General features: G+C 63.5%; 16 protein-coding genes. 13 read left to right on the top strand and 3 right to left on the bottom strand.

What is annotated here, in order from left to right:
* The first annotated feature begins 34 nt into the window (after positions 1-34).
* The 4 genes from rapZ to ptsP are packed head-to-tail and all read left to right on the top strand — an operon-like array spanning position 35 to position 3,309.
* Positions 35-892 carry an RNase adapter RapZ gene (gene rapZ, locus QZY03_RS15050; RefSeq protein WP_295582405.1) on the top strand — a complete coding sequence of 286 codons (858 nt, stop codon included), beginning with the start codon at positions 35-37 and terminating at the stop codon, positions 890-892.
* Positions 889-1,311 carry a PTS fructose transporter subunit IIA gene (locus QZY03_RS15045; protein WP_295582404.1) on the top strand — a complete coding sequence of 141 codons (423 nt, stop codon included), beginning with the start codon at positions 889-891 and terminating at the stop codon, positions 1,309-1,311. The genes rapZ and QZY03_RS15045 overlap by 4 nt, the downstream gene beginning before the upstream one ends.
* Positions 1,301-1,570, top strand: coding sequence for an HPr family phosphocarrier protein (locus QZY03_RS15040; RefSeq protein WP_026199343.1), 270 nt, complete (start codon positions 1,301-1,303; stop codon positions 1,568-1,570). Before QZY03_RS15045 ends, QZY03_RS15040 begins: the two co-directional genes overlap by 11 nt.
* Positions 1,567-3,309, top strand: a complete 1,743-nt coding sequence (gene ptsP, locus QZY03_RS15035; RefSeq protein ID WP_295582402.1) for a phosphoenolpyruvate--protein phosphotransferase — start codon at positions 1,567-1,569, stop codon at positions 3,307-3,309. The genes QZY03_RS15040 and ptsP overlap by 4 nt, the downstream gene beginning before the upstream one ends.
* 36 nt (positions 3,310-3,345) lie before the next feature.
* Here the strand turns inward: ptsP and QZY03_RS15030 are convergent, their stop codons facing one another.
* Positions 3,346-4,263 carry an Rpn family recombination-promoting nuclease/putative transposase gene (locus QZY03_RS15030; RefSeq protein ID WP_295582400.1) on the bottom strand — a complete coding sequence of 306 codons (918 nt, stop codon included), beginning with the start codon at positions 4,261-4,263 and terminating at the stop codon, positions 3,346-3,348.
* A 307-nt stretch (positions 4,264-4,570) separates the two neighbouring features.
* Here QZY03_RS15030 and QZY03_RS15025 point away from each other — a divergent pair, with 307 nt between their 5' ends.
* The 8 genes from QZY03_RS15025 (at position 4,571) to QZY03_RS14990 (ending at position 13,803) form a co-directional block, all read left to right on the top strand.
* Positions 4,571-5,380: a class III extradiol ring-cleavage dioxygenase gene (locus QZY03_RS15025; protein ID WP_295582398.1), complete on the top strand. Its 810-nt coding sequence runs from the start codon at positions 4,571-4,573 to the stop codon at positions 5,378-5,380.
* Between the two features lie 50 nt (positions 5,381-5,430).
* Entirely contained in the window at positions 5,431-5,652 is a 222-nt protein-coding gene (locus QZY03_RS15020; protein WP_295582396.1) for a hypothetical protein, read from the top strand.
* Positions 5,653-5,670: 18 nt separating this feature from the next.
* Complete coding sequence (locus QZY03_RS15015; RefSeq protein ID WP_295582394.1) at positions 5,671-5,853, top strand: hypothetical protein; 183 nt, start codon at positions 5,671-5,673, stop codon at positions 5,851-5,853.
* The gene (locus QZY03_RS15010) at positions 5,843-7,423 is read left to right on the top strand and encodes a class I SAM-dependent DNA methyltransferase (RefSeq protein WP_295582392.1); all 1,581 of its coding nucleotides are present in this window, start codon (positions 5,843-5,845) and stop codon (positions 7,421-7,423) included. Before QZY03_RS15015 ends, QZY03_RS15010 begins: the two co-directional genes overlap by 11 nt.
* The gene (locus QZY03_RS15005; RefSeq protein WP_295582390.1) at positions 7,416-8,696 is read left to right on the top strand and encodes a restriction endonuclease subunit S; all 1,281 of its coding nucleotides are present in this window, start codon (positions 7,416-7,418) and stop codon (positions 8,694-8,696) included. The genes QZY03_RS15010 and QZY03_RS15005 overlap by 8 nt, the downstream gene beginning before the upstream one ends.
* Positions 8,697-8,728: 32 nt before the next feature.
* The gene (locus tag QZY03_RS15000; RefSeq protein ID WP_295582388.1) at positions 8,729-9,265 is read left to right on the top strand and encodes a transposase; all 537 of its coding nucleotides are present in this window, start codon (positions 8,729-8,731) and stop codon (positions 9,263-9,265) included.
* Complete coding sequence (locus QZY03_RS14995) at positions 9,258-10,472, top strand: hypothetical protein (protein WP_295582386.1); 1,215 nt, start codon at positions 9,258-9,260, stop codon at positions 10,470-10,472. Before QZY03_RS15000 ends, QZY03_RS14995 begins: the two co-directional genes overlap by 8 nt.
* Positions 10,473-10,587: 115 nt before the next feature.
* Positions 10,588-13,803, top strand: a complete 3,216-nt coding sequence (locus QZY03_RS14990) for a type I restriction endonuclease subunit R (protein ID WP_295582384.1) — start codon at positions 10,588-10,590, stop codon at positions 13,801-13,803.
* Positions 13,804-14,327: 524 nt separating this feature from the next.
* On the opposite strand, the gene QZY03_RS14985 is transcribed toward QZY03_RS14990, so the two are convergent.
* Positions 14,328-14,729: a type II toxin-antitoxin system VapC family toxin gene (locus QZY03_RS14985; protein ID WP_295582382.1), complete on the bottom strand. Its 402-nt coding sequence runs from the start codon at positions 14,727-14,729 to the stop codon at positions 14,328-14,330.
* Positions 14,717-14,938, bottom strand: coding sequence for a hypothetical protein (locus tag QZY03_RS14980; RefSeq protein ID WP_295582380.1), 222 nt, complete (start codon positions 14,936-14,938; stop codon positions 14,717-14,719). The genes QZY03_RS14985 and QZY03_RS14980 overlap by 13 nt, the downstream gene beginning before the upstream one ends.
* A 790-nt stretch (positions 14,939-15,728) precedes the next feature.
* Here QZY03_RS14980 and QZY03_RS14975 point away from each other — a divergent pair.
* The coding region (locus tag QZY03_RS14975) for a CHASE domain-containing protein (RefSeq protein WP_295582378.1) at positions 15,729-17,105 on the top strand (1,377 nt) is incomplete at its 3' end.

Below are 17,105 nucleotides of genomic sequence, written 5' to 3'. Positions count from 1 at the left end.
TCATCCCGCAACCCATCGACCCACGGACCTTGCCATGAGACTCGTCATCGTCAGCGGATTGTCCGGCTCCGGCAAAAGTGTGGCGTTGCGCACGCTCGAAGACCTGGGGTTCTACTGCATCGACAACCTGCCGCTGTTCCTGCTCAAGGACCTCGCGCTGGGCCTGAAAGATGCCGGCAGTGACGCGTTCAAAGACACCGCGGTCGGCGTCGACGCCCGCAGCAACCCGGGCGAACTCAAGAACCTTCCCGGTCTGATTCAGGCCGCCCAGGAACGCGGCGTGGCCTGCCAGGTGGTCTTCCTCGACGCGCACACCGACACCCTGATCCGCCGCTTCAGCGAAACCCGCCGCCGCCACCCCTTGACCCGGCCCGACCGTGCGCTGGCAGAAGCCATCAAGCTGGAGCGTCAACTGCTCGAACCGATTCGGCAGGCGGCCGATATCCGCATCGAGACCACGCTGACCAATGTTCACGAATTACGCGACCTGATCCGCGTGCGGCTCGCCGGCGAGGTCTCGCCCAAAGCGTCGATTCTGCTGCAATCCTTCGGCTTCAAGCACGGCATACCGCACGACGTGGACTTTCTGTTCGACGTGCGGTGCCTGCCCAACCCCCATTGGCAGACCGAACTCAAGCCCCTCACGGGACGCGACCGGCCGGTCGTGGAGTTCCTGGAGGCGAGCCCGCCGGTCATCGAGATGCGGGCGGACATCGCGGCCTTTTTCGACCGCTGGATTCCGCGATTCGAAACCGATGGACGCTTCTACCTCACCATCGCCATCGGCTGCACCGGCGGCCAACACCGCTCGGTCTATCTCGTGGAGACCCTCTGCGAGCACTTCGAGCGCGGCGGACACAAGGTCATGGTGCGACACCGGGAGCTGCCGTGACCGTCGGTCTCCTGTTGATCACCCATCAGCCGCTGGGCGGCGACCTGCTGCGCGTAGCCACCGCGATTTTCGGTACCCGCCCCGCGCGCGCCGAGGCGCTCGAAGTGGAAAACGACGCCCCCGGCGAACAGGTGTTGGCCCAGGCGCAGGGGCTCGCGCAGCGACTCGACGAGGGCGACGGTCTGCTCGTGCTGACCGATATCTATGGCGCCACCCCGGCCAACCTGGCGCTCGCCCTGCGTGATCGTCACCCGCGCACACGCGTGGTCGCCGGGGTCAACCTGCCCATGCTGCTGCGCGCCCTGACCTACGCGGGGCTGGACCTGGATACCGTGGTCGAGAAGGCCCTGGCCGGCGGTCGCGACGGCGTCTGCCTCTGTCCGCGCGATGGCCTAAAGGATGCTGCCGGTGGTGCGTAAAGAGTTGGAAATCATCAATAAACTCGGGCTGCACGCGCGTGCGGCGGCGAAGTTGGTCAACTGCGCCGCCGGCTTCGCCAGCTTCATTGAGGTTGAACGGCGCGGCCAGCGTGTCAACTGTAAGAGCATCATGGGCATCATGATGCTGGCTGCCAGTCGCGGCTCATGGATCACCGTCGATGCCACCGGAGAGGACGAAGAAGCCGCCATTGCGGCGATCGAGGCGCTCATCCGCAACCGTTTCGGGGAGGGCGAGTGACCATCGCATTCCAAGGCATCGGGGTGGCCGCGAGCCAGTCGGTCGCGATCGGGCCGGCCTTTGTCACCGGACATGGCATCCACACCGCAACCCAGACCCTGATCGACGCCGATCAAGTCGGCGACGAACTCGACCGGCTCAACACGGCCGTCGCGCAGGCGCGCCGGGCGCTCAAGGCGGTACGCAGTCAGATCCCGCCCTCCACGCCGCGCAATATCGCCGAGTTCATCGACACTCACTTATTGATGCTCGATGACGTGGCCCTGATCGACGAGGTCCGCAAGATCATCCGTGATCAGCTCTTCAGTGCCGACTGGGCGCTCCAGTTGCAGCGCGATACCCTGGTCAGCGTCTTCGACGCGATGGATGATCCTTACCTGCGCAACCGCCGCGACGACGTGGAGCACGTGGTCGATCAGATCATGTCTTTCCTGCACGGAGCGCCGACCCAACTGGAAGCGACCGAGCGCGACCTGGAAGGATGTGTCGTGGTCGCGCGCGACCTGATGCCGGCCGACGCCATCACCCTGCGCAATCGCGGAGCGGTGGCCTTCGTCACCGAGTTTGGCGGCCCGGTGTCCCACACCGCCATCCTGGCACGCAGTCTCTCAGTCCCGGCCGTGGTGGGGGTGCACAACATCACGCGCTATATCCGCTCCGGCGAGCCCTTGGTAGTCGATGGCGATACGGGGACGGTCCTGGCGAACGCCGACGCCCAGAGCCTGGCGTACTATCGCCAACGACTCGGGGCGATCGAAGCACGGCGCCGCCATCTGCGCACCCTGGTGGATCGGCCTGCCATCACCCGCGACGGCGTAACCATCAACCTCCTCGCCAACCTGGATCTGCCGGAGGATGCCCAGGCCGCACGCTTCAATGGCGCCGTCGGCGTCGGCCTCTATCGCACCGAATTCCTGTACATGAACCGGAATGACCTGCCGGATGAAGCCGAACACCTGGCGACCTACCTGACCATCGTTCACGCGTTGGATGGGCTGCCCCTGACCATCCGCACCCTTGACCTGGGCATCGATAAACGCAGCGAGGCCTTGGGCGACCCTGGACCCGGCTGCTGCAACCCGGCGCTGGGGCTGCGCGGCATCCGTCTCTGCCTCAAAGAACCGGGGCTGTTCCGTCCGCAATTGCGGGCCATCCTGCGCGCCGGCGCACTGGGACCGGTGCGCGCCATGTTGCCCATGGTTACCAACGTGCAGGAGGTCGCGTCCGTCCTCGCCATCATCGCCGAACTCAAAGAGGAACTGACCCACGAGGGACTCGCCTTCGATCCAGCCCTTCAGGTCGGCGCCATGGTCGAGATCCCCGCCGCCGCGCTGGCCGCCCGCGCCCTGGCCAGACGCATGGACTTCCTGTCCATCGGAACCAACGACCTGATCCAATACACGCTCGCCATCGACCGTCTGGACGACAGTGTCAATTACCTGTTCGATCCCATCCACCCGGCCATCCTGCGTCTGGTACGGATGACCATCGAAGCCGGCCGTGCACTCGCCACCCCGGTCGCCATGTGCGGTGAGATGGCCGGTGACCCGCGTTTCACCCGCCTGCTGCTCGGCCTGGGCTTGCGGCGCTTCAGCATGCAGCCGGGCGCCATCCTCGGCATCAAAGAAATCATCCTGGGCGCCGACACCCGCGAACTGGAACGGCGCGCCACCGCACTCTTCGCCCGGCTCGATGAAGCCGAGCCCGCACAACTGCTCGATGTGCTGAACGCGGCCTAGCCGCCTGCCGGACAGCACGACCCCAAGGGATGGCAATCAGCCGCGCCGGCGCTCCTCCCGCAACCCGCGTACGTCCCCGACGTTCAAACCGGTCTTCTCTGCCAGCAACTGGTCATCGTCAATCAGGTCCAGCAGACTTTGCGCAATGCGCCGACGCTCCTGCAGTTGACCTTCCTCCCGACCTTCCTCCCGACCCAGTTTCCGCCCCTGATGCATCCCCCAGCCATAGGAGGATTCCACCATGCTGGCCTGCTGGTGCAAATCGTCCTGATAACGCGCGTAGGCCCGCCGCTCAGCCTCCGGGAGCTTGAGAATATCCAATTGCTCCTTGGCCTCTTGCAGTCCCCGCGCGGAGAAGCCTTCCGGCACTTCCTCGTGCTTGAGGAAATAGATCCACTGGTCCAGTGAGTCGCGGGCCACGTCATCGAACTGATTGACCTTAATGAGATAATATTCCGGAAACAGCGCGTGCGGCTCCTGGCGCCGGTAGAGATCCTGTTGCGCCTCGCTCAGACGTAATTCATCCTGCCGATGCAGGCCGATAAACCGGGTGGCACCGTGATACACGTAATCCTCACCCTGGCCCAAGTCGAAATACAGGATGCTGACCGAGATGACCTTGACCACCTCGCCATAGGGCTGGCCTTCATCGAGATTCTCCACCACCGTCCGCGCCGTGCTGTGCAGAATGCGCTGCAAATAATCGAACTGCCGCTGATACTGCACCTCGATCAGGATGATTTCACCCCCGGCATTGCGCGCCTTCAAGTCCACCCGATTCTGTTTGTCGGCCGCTGTCTCCTTGTTGCTCTCACTCTCCAGGATTTCCAGAATCTGAATCTCCTCGCGCAGCAACTCGGTGAGAAACCCTTCGAGAATCCCGAAATGGGCTTTGCTGCGCAGCAGGCGCTTCATCGCCCAGTCGAAACTGATCAAGCGGCGATGGCGCTTCATACGAGCGATCCAGTCCAGTGACGGCGGCGGTCGCGATTGCCCGGTTGTGTGATTGTCATCGTCAGTGTCGCCCTGTTCAAGTCTCGATCAACTTTGAAACGGTTCACTATCTGTGAGTATAGGAATAACGGACGCTGATTGCCAGAATCAGTTGTTCAGAATCGGAACACGGACCGTCTGACCGGGATCGGACCCGCGGCAGCGAGCCCCGCGGAGAGGGTCGTGGTGGGGAGAGTGGGCTTGCATCCGCTCGCACCCGCCGATCCCAGCCGGTATATTGGCGCCTTCAGGCGATTATCGGAAAATCATGGACACCAAGACCCGCATGCCGACCCTGTTCGTTCCTCACGGCGCAGGCCCCTGTTTCTTCATGGACTGGAACCCTCCCACCGCCTGGAACCTCATGGGCCGCTTCCTTGAGAGCGTGGCAGACACCCTGCCCCAGCGCCCGACCGCCATCGTGCTGGTCTCGGCGCACTGGCTTGAACCGGTGTTTAGCGTCACCACTGGAGAACAACCGGCGCTGATCTACGACTACTCCGGGTTTCCGCCACACACTTACGAACTGCGCTATCCAGCCCCCGGCGAACCACGGCTGGCGGCACAGATCGCCAAGTTGCTCAGCCAGGCCCAACTGCCCGCTCAGGTCGACCCGAGCCGCGGCTTCGACCATGGGATGTTCGTGCCGCTGAAACTCATGTTTCCCGCGGCCGAGATCCCGGTGGTGCAGTTGTCGCTGCGTCAGGATCTTGATCCCCAGGCCCATCTGCACGCGGGGCGGGCGCTGGCGTCGTTACGGGACGCGGGTGTTTTGATCGTTGGCAGCGGGATGAGTTTTCACAATATGCGCGGTTTTGGCGATCCCCGATTCGGACCGATTTCCGACACCTTCGACCGCTGGCTGACCGCAACCGTGGAGGCCGAACCGGCGCAACGAAGCCAGAACTTGATCGATTGGGCACAGGCGCCCGCCGCACGTCTTTCGCACCCCCCACGGGCTGAAGAACATCTGCTGCCGCTGATGGTAGCCGTGGGTGCGGCGGACCAGGACCGCGGCCGGTGCGTGTTTACCGACCGGGTATTGGAGACACGTCTCTCGGCGTATCGTTTTGGCTGAAATAGTGACTGCGATACTGAATGGGTGCCCCCATGTATACGACTTACCGATTGAAAACGGAAGAACTGGATGCGGACTTCTTGGACTCGTTGAGAGTCTTGTTCAAGAACAAGACTATCGAAATTGCGGTATGCGAAGCGGAACCCGATGCCGACGATGAGACGGCCTATTTACTGCGCAGCCCGGACAACCGCAAGCGGCTGATGGAGGCGATCGAGAACGTCCGACAAGGCCACACAGTCCAAGTCGATCTCGACAACTGGAATCGGTGATGAACGCGAGGCCGTGCCGTGATCGATGATACCCGCCTTGCCATTGTGGATCGCATCTACGATGCAGATACGACCGAAGCGCCTTTCGGTAAACGCTGGGCAATGGAACCTGAACGGTTTATAGTGACGGCTGTGTTGTCAATCGACCGGTCGACTGCGACCGTCGCCGATGCAGGGGTGTGGATCGACCATGGTGGATGAGAAGAGCAATGGAGCGTCCGGTCGCAACGGTGGCGACCTCGGCTTCGAGGCCGAGCTGTTCAAGGCCGCGGATAAGCTGCGCGGCAACATGGAGCCCTCCGACTACAAGCACGTCGCCTTGGGGCTCATCTTCCTCAAGCACATCTCCGACAGCTTCGAGGCCAAGCACGCCGCGCTGCTGGCGGAGTACCCCGACGGCGCCGAGGACCCGGACGAGTACGCCGCCGACAACTGCTTCTGGGTGCCGCGGGAAGCGCGCTGGTCGCACCTCAAGGCCAAGGCCCGGCAGCCCGGCATCGGCAAGCTGATCGACGAGGCGATGCTCGCCATCGAGAAGATCAACCCGCGCCTGCGGGGCGTCCTGCCGAAGGAGTATGCCCGCCCGGCGCTCAACGCCGTTATGCTGGGCGAGCTGATCGACCTGATCTCGGGGATCGCGCTCGGTGAGACGCAGGACCGCGCCCGCGATGTGCTGGGCCGGGTCTACGAATACTTCCTGGGCCAGTTCGCCGGCTCCGAGGGCAAGCGCGGCGGCGAGTTCTACACCCCGCGCTCAGTGGTGCGCGTTCTGGTCGAGATGCTGGAGCCCTTCCCGGACCCCGCCCGCAAGGTCCAGGGCCGCGTCTACGACCCCTGCTGCGGTTCCGGCGGCATGTTCGTCCAGGCCGAGCGCTTTCTGACGGCGCACGGCGGGCGCATCGGGGAACTGGCCATCTACGGCCAGGAGTCCAACTATGTGACCTGGCGGCTGTGCAAGATGAATCTGGCGGTGCGCGGCATCGACGCCGACATCCGCTGGAACAACGAGGGCAGCTTCCACAAGGACGAACTGCCGGATCTCCGCGCCGACTTCATCCTCGCCAACCCGCCTTTCAACATCTCCGACTGGGGCGGCGACCGACTCCGCGAGGACGCGCGCTGGACCCACGGCGCGCCGCCCGCGGGCAATGCCAACTTCGCCTGGTTGCAGCACATCCTGCACCATCTGGGGCCGAACGGCACCGCCGGGGTGGTGCTCGCCAACGGCTCCATGTCATCGAGCCAGTCCGGTGAAGGCGACATCCGCACGGCCATGGTCAAGGCTGACGTGGTGGACTGCATGATCGCCCTCCCCGGTCAGTTGTTCTATTCGACCCAGATTCCGGCCTGCCTGTGGTTCCTGGCCAAGAACAAGCACGACGGCTACTTGCGCGACCGCCGCGGTGAAATCCTGTTCATCGACGCCCGCAAGCTTGGCCACCTGGTCGACCGCACCCGGCGCGAGCTGTCGGACGAGGACATCGACCAGATCGCCAACGCCTACCACGCCTGGCGGGGCGAGATGGACGCGGGCACCTACGCCGACGTGCCGGGGTTCTGCAAGGCGGCGACGGCGCCCGAGATCGCCGGGCATGGCTACGTGCTGACGCCGGGGCGCTATGTGGGCGCGGCGGCGGTGGAGGAGGATGAGACGCCGTTCGTGGAACGGTTCGCGGCGTTACAGGACCGACTTGAGGGGCAGTTCGATGAAGCGGCGCGACTAACGGAGGTGATTCGGAAGAAGATGACGGGAGTTGTGGTCGATGGCTAAGCCACAAACAATTCCCTTGCGAGAGTTAATAGAACCGGATCGAAGTATTTCATATGGAGTTGTGCAGCCTGGCTCGCATGTTGCTTGTGGTATTCCTATTGTTAGGGTCGGTGATGTAAGAAACGGAGAAATTCAAGTTAGCGAACCCTTACGGATTTCGGAAGAGATCGAAGCGAAGTATTCTCGTACTCGCCTTCGTGGTGGCGAGTTAATCATTACGATTGTTGGTAGCGTCGGCCAAACGGCGATCGTTCCGAAAAGTCTTGCTGGCTGGAATGTCGCCAGAGCAATAGCTGTTTTACCAATACGCTCCGAAATTGGCGCTTATTGGGTTCAGCTTGCCCTGCGCGCGCCTTCGGTTCGCGAGCAGATTGACAGTCGCTTGAATACGACAGTTCAAGCAACATTGAATCTTGGCGACATCGCAGAGCTACCTATCTTGGTGCCTCCATTGTCGGACCGGGAGCGAATATCTTCAATCCTTGCTGCCATCGACGACAAGATCAAGCTAAACCGCCGTATGAACGAGACGCTGGAGGCGATGGCGCGGGCGCTGTTCAAGGACTGGTTCGTCGATTTCGGCCCCACCCGCGCCAAGCAGGAAGGCATGGAACCTTATCTCGCCCCCGAGTTGTGGTCGCTGTTCCCCGAGCGGCTGGATGCGGAGGGGAAGCCTGAGGGGTGGGACCTAGCCACGATCGGGCAGCGCTTTGCCCTGACGATGGGACAGTCACCGCCGGGAAGCACCTACAACGAAGTGGGCGATGGACTGCCATTTTTTCAAGGCCGTACGGACTTCGGGTTTCGCTACCCAAAGCGCAGGATATTTTGTTCCGCACCTACACGTATTGCGGAGATGGATGACACCTTAGTCAGCGTCCGGGCACCTGTCGGCGATATCAATCTTGCCTGGGAGAAAAGTTGCATCGGCCGGGGGGTAGCCGCGCTAAGGCATCCCAACGGCTATCGCTCCTTCACCTACCATACAGCGTGGGCTCTTCAGTTGCAGTTACAGCAGTACGAGCATACTGGGACTGTCTTTGGGGCAATCAACAAGAAGCAGTTCGAGTCGTTGCGCGTTTGCTCACCGAGCCGGGAATTGTTGGCCTCGTTTGAAGATGTGGTTGGTCCGTTGGATAGCCGAGTGAGGATGAACACGGACGAGTCCCGCACCCTCGCCCAAACCCGCGACCTCCTCCTCCCCAAGCTGATGTCGGGTGAGATCCGTATCCAGGATGCTGAGAAAGTCGTAGGTCGGGTTAGCGAAGCGTAACCCGACGAGACGCCGGCACGAACTCTCCGCCGATGAAATACCGACGCGCCATCGTCCCCGGAGGCACCTTCTTCTTCACCTTGGTCACCGCGGATCGCCGTCCGCTATTTACAGACCCGGAGAGTATTGACTGCTTGCGCGGGGCTTTTCGTGCAGTCAAGGCGAAACGCCCGTTTCGGATCGACGCGATTGTGATCATGCCGGACCATCTGCACTGTATCTGGACGCTGCCTGGGGACGATGCGGATTATTCCCTGCGTTGGCGGCTCGTAAAGACATGGGTTACGAAGCACTGGCCTGGGCCCTTACCAAGTCCAGCCGATCCGGCGCGGCGCGCCAGAGGCGAACAGGCGTTGTGGCAACATCGCTATTGGGAGCATGTGATCCGCGACGATGACGATTTTTCCCGGCATGTCGACTACATCCATTACAATCCCGTGAAGCATGGGTACGTCGACAACGCGGCAGATTGGCCCTACTCGAGCTTTCTACGTTTTGTCGAGAGGGGGCTTTATCCGCGGGATTGGGCGTGCAAATACACGGATTTCGAGGGTATCGGCCATGACTGAGGACGGGGCCGTCGGGTTACGCTTCGCTAACCCGACCTACACCGATCAAGAAGCACTGCGTCGGCTGTCCTGGGTCGACCTGAAGTCTTACCTGGATCAACAGGGCTGGCGGCAGACCGATCGCATCGGCGACAAGGCGCTCGTCTATGTCCCTGCCGAAACAGGCGACGGGACGGTCGAGATCCTGGTACCGATCCGCGACGACCTGGGCGATTACGCCTCGCGTATGGCGGATGCGGTCCATTTGCTGGCCCGTCTGGAAGGGCGTTCAGCACTCAGCGTCTATCAAGACCTTGTCACCTCGGGGATCGACGTGGTCCGGGTGCGGGCCTTCGGCGGCGGCGCGGACGGGTCCATTGCGATCGACGACGGTGTGGCGCTCTATCGCGAGGCGGGTAATCTGCTGTTGGCGGCAGCCTGTACCGTGGTGGACCCGCGACGCAGCTACCACGCGCGCAAGGTGACTGAGGCGACCGAGTATATGAAGTCGGTCCGGCTCGGGCAAAGCGAGCGCGGCAGTTATGTGCTGAGCATCTTGTCGCCGGTCCAGCCGCGCATCGGGGGTCAGCAGACCCTTGATCTTGGTGAGCCGCCCTTTGCCCGGGCGGTGACGCTGCGGCTCGCGGATGCACTAGCCGCCGCGAAACGCGCGGCCAACCGGGCACTGGCGGAGAATGCGTTCGCGCCATTCGACGAGTCGGTGGCCCTTGGTGTCAGCGCCAACCTGTGCGATGCCGTTGCGCGACTCGCGCAAGTCGGACAGGGTATCGACATCGGTCTTACCTGGGCGCGTACCCGGCCGGCGGGCCGTCCGCGGCAACAGTTCAACTTCAGCAGTGAGACGGCAGAGGTGTTGCAGGAAGCAGCACGGATCTTCCGGCAGTCGGAACCGCTCACGGATACGCGCATCAACGGATTCGTGATCGCACTGGATCGCTCGGTGGATCAGTTCGACGGCAATGCGACGCTGGTCTTGCTCATCAGCGAGAAGCCGCGGCGGGTGCGCGTACACTTCGAGCAAGACGCCTACCAACAGGTGATCCGGGCCTTTCAGGAGAAGCTTGCGATCTCGCTGCTCGGTGATATCTTCCCCGTCGGACAACGGTGGGAGATCAGAAACCCAAGGGAACTGCGGGTGCTGGACGATCAGGATAACGATGATCAGGCCGCGTTGTTGGATGGCGGTGTGGGGGTGACCGGTGTGTGATGCGGAGGTATGAGTAACAAGCGTCCGTTCGTGAGTCACAAGCAGGTTTATGGCGCATGGGCGAGCCACAAGCGAAGCGAAGGCGTGCGGATAACCGGACTGGAGAAACCACCTGATGGCTTACCTCTCTGAAGCGGACATCGAGACCCTGCTGCTGGAGCACTTGGAGAGCCTGGGCTACACCCGCTCCACCGACGCCCGAATCGGCCCCGACGGCAGCGCCCCCGAGCGCGAGGCATACTCCGACGTGCTGCTGCTGGGACGCCTGAAGGCCGCCATCGACCGGCTCAACCCGCACATCCCTGCCGAGGCACGCCACGACGCCCTGATGCAGGTGGTCGCGAGCGCCTCGCCCTCGCTGATCGAGGAGAACCGCCGGCTGCATCAGCTCATCGTCGACGGTGTGGCGGTGGAGTTCTATGCCGAGGATGGGACTATCCGCGGCGACCGGGTGCGCCTGGTGGACTTCGCCAATCCGGACGCCAACGACTGGCTGGCGGTTTCACAGTTCACCGTGATCGAGAACGGGATCAAGCGGCGCGCCGACGTGGTGCTGTTCGTCAACGGCCTGCCGCTGGCGGTGATCGAGCTCAAAAACGCGGGGGACGAGCAGGCAACCCTGCACGCGGCCTTCAATCAGATCCAGACGTATAAGGCGCAAATTCCCTCACTGTTTCGCACCAACGCGGTGCTGGTGACGTCCGACGGTCTCGCCGCGCGCATCGGCTCGCTGACGGCGGACGCGGAGCGCTTCATGCCCTGGCGCACCGCTGACGGACGCACGATTGCGCCGAAGACCGCGCCGCAGTTGCCGGTGCTGACCGCGGGGGTGTTCGAGCGCCGCCACTTCCTGGCCCTGATCCAGGACTTCATCGTGTTCGGCAACACCGGCGCGGGCCTGATCAAGATTATCGCCGGCTATCATCAGTTCCATGCCGTCCGGCGTGCGGTGACCTCCACCGTACGCGCCATCGCCCCAGGGGACGGGCGCGTTGGCGAGGACCCGGAAGACTATGGACTGCGCGGGGTCAAGGATTATCGGCGCGGTGACCGCCGGGCCGGGGTGATCTGGCACACCCAGGGCTCGGGCAAGAGTCTGCTGATGGTCTTCTACGTCGGGCAATTGGTGCGCCGGCCGGAGCTGGCCAACCCGACCATCGTGGTCATCACCGACCGTAACGATCTCGACGACCAGTTGTTCGGCACCTTTGTGATGTGCGCCGACCTGCTGCGTCAAACGCCGGTTCAGGTGCAGAGCCGCGAGGATCTGCGCAATGCGCTGAACCGCGCGTCCGGCGGGATCATCTTCACCACGATCCAGAAGTTTTTTCCGAGTGCCGGCGAGGATGTCTACCCGCTGCTGACCGACCGCCGCAATGTGGTGGTGATCGCCGACGAGGCGCACCGCAGCCATTACGGTTTCAAGGCCCGGCTGGACCGCCAGACCGGCGAGATCGACTACGGCTTCGCCAAGCACCTGCGCGACGCCCTGCCCAACGCCGCGTTCATCGGCTTTACCGGGACACCGATCGACGGGGACGACGTCAACACCCGAGCGGTGTTCGGCGACTATATCGACATCTACGACATTAGCCGCGCGGTCGAGGACGGCGCGACGGTGCCGATCTACTACGAGAGCCGGCTCGCCCGCATCGAACTGCCCGAGGACGAGAAGCCGCGCATCGACACCGAGATCGCCGAGCTGACCGCTGAGCTGATCGAGGACGAGGCGCAGAGCGAGCAGGAACGCCTGAAGCGCAAGTGGTCGACTGTCGAGGCCCTGGTCGGGGCCGAGAAGCGCCTGAACTTGGTGGCGGCCGACTTGGTGCAGCACTTCGAGGACCGGGTCGCCGCGCTGGACGGCAAGGCCATGATCGTGTGCATGAGCCGGCGCATCTGCGTCGCCCTCTACCAAGCCCTGATCGCGCTGCGCCCGGACTGGCACGCCGACGACGACACGGCGGGACGGCTGAAGGTGGTCATGACCGGTTCGGCCGCCGATCCGCTCCACTGGCAACCCCATATCGGAAGCAAGGGCCGGCGCGACCTGCTGGCGAAGCGCGCCAAGAACCCCAAGGACCCGCTGCAACTGGTCATCGTGCGGGATATGTGGCTGACCGGCTTCGACGCCCCGGCGATGCACACTATGTATGTCGACAAGCCGATGCACGGCCACGCCGTGATGCAGGCCATCGCGCGGGTCAACCGGGTGTTCCGCGACAAGCCAGCGGGGCTGGTGGTGGACTACATCGGCATCGCCCAGAACCTGAAAGAAGCCCTGAGTCAGTATTCCGCCGCGGACCAGGATCAAACCGGGATCGATGAGGCACAGGCCGTCGCGGTGCTGCTGGAGAAATATAACGTGGTGGCGGCGATGTTCCACGGCTTCGACTACCGCCGCGGTCTGGCGGGCGCGCCGCAACAGCGCCTCGTGGTCATGGCCGAGGCCATCGAATGGATTCTGGCGCACCAGCACGCGGCGGCCGAGCGCGAGCAGACCGCGGAGGCCAAGCAGCGTGCGCACCGTCGGTATCAGGATGCGGTGCTCGCCCTCTCCAAGGCGTTCGCCCTGGCAGCGGCAAGCGATGCAGCGCGGGCCATCCGCGACGTGGTCGCCTTCTTCCAGACCATCCGCGCCGCCTTGGTGAAATCGGCCGGTGAACGGGCTGGAGGCGGCGCGGATCGGGACTTCGCCATCGCCCAGATCATCGACCGCGCCGTGGTCTCCACGGAGATCGTCGATATCCTCACCGCGGCCGGACTGACCACGCCGGATATCGCCATCCTGTCCGAGGAATTTCTCGCTGAACTGGCGCAGATGAAGAAGAAGAACCTGGCGCTGGAGGCGCTGCGCAAACTGCTCAACGACGCGATTCGCTCGTGCTCCCGCTCCAACGTGGTCGAGACCAGGCGCTTCTCCGAGCGGCTGGAGGAAGCCATCGCGCGCTACCACACCAATGCCATCAGCACGGTGGAGATCCTGCAAGAACTGATCGGCTTGGCGCGGGATATCCGCGAGGCCCGCCAACGGGGCGAGGCCGAAGGGCTGTCGGCGGACGAGATCGCCTTCTACGACGCCCTGGCCGAGAACCAGAGCGCCATCGAGGTCATGGGGAACGACGCCCTGAAGGTCATCGCCCACGAGCTGCTGACCGGCCTGCGGGGGAGTATCACCGTGGACTGGTCGCACCGCGAGAGTGCCCGCGCGCGGATGCGCGTCCTGGTCAAGCGCATCCTGCGCAAGTACGGCTACCCGCCGGACCTTCAGGATGCCGCCGTACAGACGGTGCTGGCCCAGGCCGAGGCGCTGTCGACGCAATGGGCGGCCTGACAGGTCGGGCTGACGCTGTCATCTACCGGCAGGCCCGTGCACTGATCGCGAAAGCAAGGCGGAACCGCTTCGCGCCCCACCCACGGGTTCAGCCGCTCGCGGCGCCCTCGCCCCAGCGCGTCGCTCAATCCCATTGCCCAGACGCCGCGCCGCTGCTCGTAGGGGCCATCGACCGGCGCGACCACGGTCGCGGATTCGGGCCGCAGATCGTCGATCAATTCGTAGAATCCGCGCTACGGCTGAAGTGTCTTGTAGAGCTTGATCTCGAAGAGGATGACCGCCGCGGGGGAGCGGGCCAAGGCGCGTTTGAGGGCGTGCTCGGCAAGACGGTGGATATAATCCTTGCAATTCGATAACCAGCGTTGTGAATATGCATGGTTGTAATCCCCTTCGGGCGCCCTTGTCAAATGATCAGATAGTGGGGGCTCGAAGCAGACTCGCCCAGAATGCACCCGAAGCCCAAACAAAAAGGGCCTCGCCTTGCGGCTCAGCCCTTGTCAGTATTTTGGCTGGGGGACTAGACCTTATTTGAGCAGGCTGCCGCCGAGTTCCGGATAATGAACAAAGAGCCCGTCGACACTGGCGAGCATGGCGCCATATTCCAAGGCCGTGGCAATAATCATTCGATCAAAGGGATCGCGATGGGCTGGAGTCAGGTGGACTGCGCGTGTCGCTATGGCGGGCGTCAGGGGAAATAGTTCGACTCCGGCAGGTTCCAATGCGTCTGAGAACCACGCTGCCACAGGACACTTCAAACTGATCCGGCCGCGGTTTTCCGCCAAGGCGATTTCAAAACAAGAAACAGGTGAAATGGCTACTCGGGTCGCCGTGGCGATGCGCTCGACCCATGCCGCGGGATACTGTCCCGTGTTGCCATTGACGTACCAAAGCCAGACATGGGTGTCCAGGACGATTACTTCAGACATTCCCAGTCCTTCTCATCGACCAGCGGAGAAACGATGTCGCCAAGGATTTCCACCTGGCCGGCCAGGGATGAGGGAGCAGAGCGGCGTTTCGGCCGATCGCTGTTTGCAACCAATACCGTGACGATAACCCGGGCCGAGTCGATATTCGGCTGCTCGCCCAGCCACGTCAAGTGTCCTTTCTCATAGACGGCTTCATAGCTCTTCAGCATAACTTTCACCTTTTTGATAGAGTGATCCCCGTGTCGGTCGAAAGTTTTTCTACCACCGATTCACCTTCATAGCCATCTGGCGGATACACGACGCCAGCAGGTCAGCGACCAGGTCGAGCAGGCCGTCGCCGCGGCGCTGCTGGAGCCGACCGAGTAGGTAGGCGGGAGGATCGCGGATGGGTGTCGCGGTCCTCCGATTTGCTGGCCGGGCGCCGCCGCCGTTCGGACCTGGATCAGGACAAGGGGCCAACAGCCGACGCAGTCACGGGGCCAGCCCAACGCGCTGGTCATCATCGTCTTCATCCAGGCCGTTCCGGACTGATCGTACTCGTGTCCGTCAGCCCGAGTCCGCAAGGTCCCGCGCGTGCCTCGCTTCGTTTGTCGGAAAACCTGCTTCGCTCTTCGGATAGACAGTCTGCCACCCGCTAGACTACCCTAAAGACTTCGTCGTCCGGTCCTGCGCAACCAACAGCGCGCGTGATGTTTCACTCCCACTCACCTGGCGGGCATACATCAAGACATCACGCATCCTGGGCCTGCCCGCCGCCCTGGTTGCCGGTTCGATGCCCACCGCCTTCGCCAACGCTCAGGCCAAGGTCGGCGCCACTCTGAGCGGCCAGGTGATGTCATGCAAGAACAAGGTGGTCGGGAAATTCCATCAGCAAACCGGTCGATCCGCAACCGCTGTATCGGACCTTTCCGGCCTCTCTGTCCCCCGCCTCTCCCGAGCCGACCTCCTGCCGGTTAAACGATGGACCACGCTGACCCAGCGATGGCTCGGAGTGACCACTTGCCGCCCAGGCCCCCACCGCGGCGCCGCTCACTCACCCTGTGGCCATCCCTGTGGCCTTGGCTCGTCCTCGGCAGCGGGCTGGCCATCACCGTGCTGGTGTGGGTGAACGGGCAGCACCAACAGCGTGACTTCCGTCGTGCGGACTTCCGTCAGCAGATGGACAAGGTGCAGACCGGCCTGGAGAACCGCCTGCAGGCCAACGAGCAAATCCTGCGCGGGGTGGCGGGACTCTTTGCGGCCAATGAGCGGGTCACCCGGGCGCAGTTTCGCGCCTACGTGGCATCGCTGCAGCTCCCAGCGCACGATCCGGGCATCCGCGGGGTCGGCTTCGCGCGGCTGATCGCGGCGGCCGACACGGCGACGCTGGCCCAGGCGATCCGCGCGGAGGGCTTTCCCGACTTCGCACTGCGCCCGCCGGGCGAGCGGGCGATCACGACCGCCATCGTCTACCTCGAACCCTTCGACTGGCGCAATCAGCGCGCCCTTGGCTACGACATGTTTTCCGACGCGGTCCGCCGGGAGGCCATGACGCGGGCCTGGGACGAGGATCGCACGGCCCTCTCGGGCCAGGTCAGGTTGGTTCAGGAGACCGAGCAGGATGTTCAGGCCGGTTTTCTGCTCTATCTTCCCATCTACCAGCCAGGTTTACCCCATGACACGCTGGAGCAACGGCGGGCCAATCTCCTGGGGTGGGCCTATTCGCCGCTACGCATGACGGACCTGATGCAAAGCTTCCTGCAGCGCAACTTCCCCGAGCTGACTGATCGGATCGCGCTGACGATCTACGACGGCACCCTGATCGCCCCGGCGGAGACGATGTTCAGTTCGGCGCCCGGTGTGGAACCCACCACGCAGGGCTTCCAGGAGACCGCTCGCGTGGAACTGGGTGGGCATTCCTGGACGCTGCGCGCCCACACCCTCCCGGCGTTCGATCGTCAAGCCCGTTTTACCGACACGGGCTGGATCGTCCTGGGGGTCGGCAGCGCCCTGAGTGTCAGCCTGGCATTGCTCGCCTGGACCCTGCTGCGCACCCACCGGCGGGTGACCGCGGCGCTGCATGAGACAGCCCGGGCGCATCGCGAGCTGCTGGAGAGCCGGGAGCGGCTGCGGCTCATCTTCGACGCCTCGGATGTGGCCATCTTTCTCACCGACTTGGAGGGGCGCATCACCCAAGCCAACGCGCGCATGGCCGAGATGTTTCGCTGCCCCCTGGAGACGCTGATCGGCAGCCACTACCTCGACTTTGGCCATTTTTGCCTGAGGCCGGGCGCTGTGCACGGGTGGGCTGGACCAGGGCCGGCGGCTCCTGCGGAGGTGGCGGCAGCGGGAGACCGGCGGTATCGTCTGAAGTCGACCAAAACACCAGCCGTCACC

The organism is uncultured Lamprocystis sp. (assembly GCF_903933125.1).
GTDB lineage: Bacteria > Pseudomonadota > Gammaproteobacteria > Chromatiales > Chromatiaceae > Thiodictyon.
This window is presented reverse-complemented; position numbering and strand designations above follow the sequence as displayed.

Coding starts and splice junctions, on each gene's coding strand:
- QZY03_RS15010 (WP_295582392.1), top strand. CDS start 5,843: ATGGTGGATGAGAAGAGCAATGGAGCGTCCGGTCGCAACGGTGGCGAC.
- QZY03_RS15025 (WP_295582398.1), top strand. CDS start 4,571: ATGGACACCAAGACCCGCATGCCGACCCTGTTCGTTCCTCACGGCGCA.
- QZY03_RS14980 (WP_295582380.1), bottom strand. CDS start 14,938: ATGCTGAAGAGCTATGAAGCCGTCTATGAGAAAGGACACTTGACGTGG.
- rapZ (WP_295582405.1), top strand. CDS start 35: ATGAGACTCGTCATCGTCAGCGGATTGTCCGGCTCCGGCAAAAGTGTG.
- QZY03_RS15005 (WP_295582390.1), top strand. CDS start 7,416: ATGGCTAAGCCACAAACAATTCCCTTGCGAGAGTTAATAGAACCGGAT.
- QZY03_RS14995 (WP_295582386.1), top strand. CDS start 9,258: ATGACTGAGGACGGGGCCGTCGGGTTACGCTTCGCTAACCCGACCTAC.
- QZY03_RS14990 (WP_295582384.1), top strand. CDS start 10,588: ATGGCTTACCTCTCTGAAGCGGACATCGAGACCCTGCTGCTGGAGCAC.
- QZY03_RS15000 (WP_295582388.1), top strand. CDS start 8,729: ATGAAATACCGACGCGCCATCGTCCCCGGAGGCACCTTCTTCTTCACC.
- QZY03_RS14985 (WP_295582382.1), bottom strand. CDS start 14,729: ATGTCTGAAGTAATCGTCCTGGACACCCATGTCTGGCTTTGGTACGTC.
- QZY03_RS15030 (WP_295582400.1), bottom strand. CDS start 4,263: ATGAAGCGCCATCGCCGCTTGATCAGTTTCGACTGGGCGATGAAGCGC.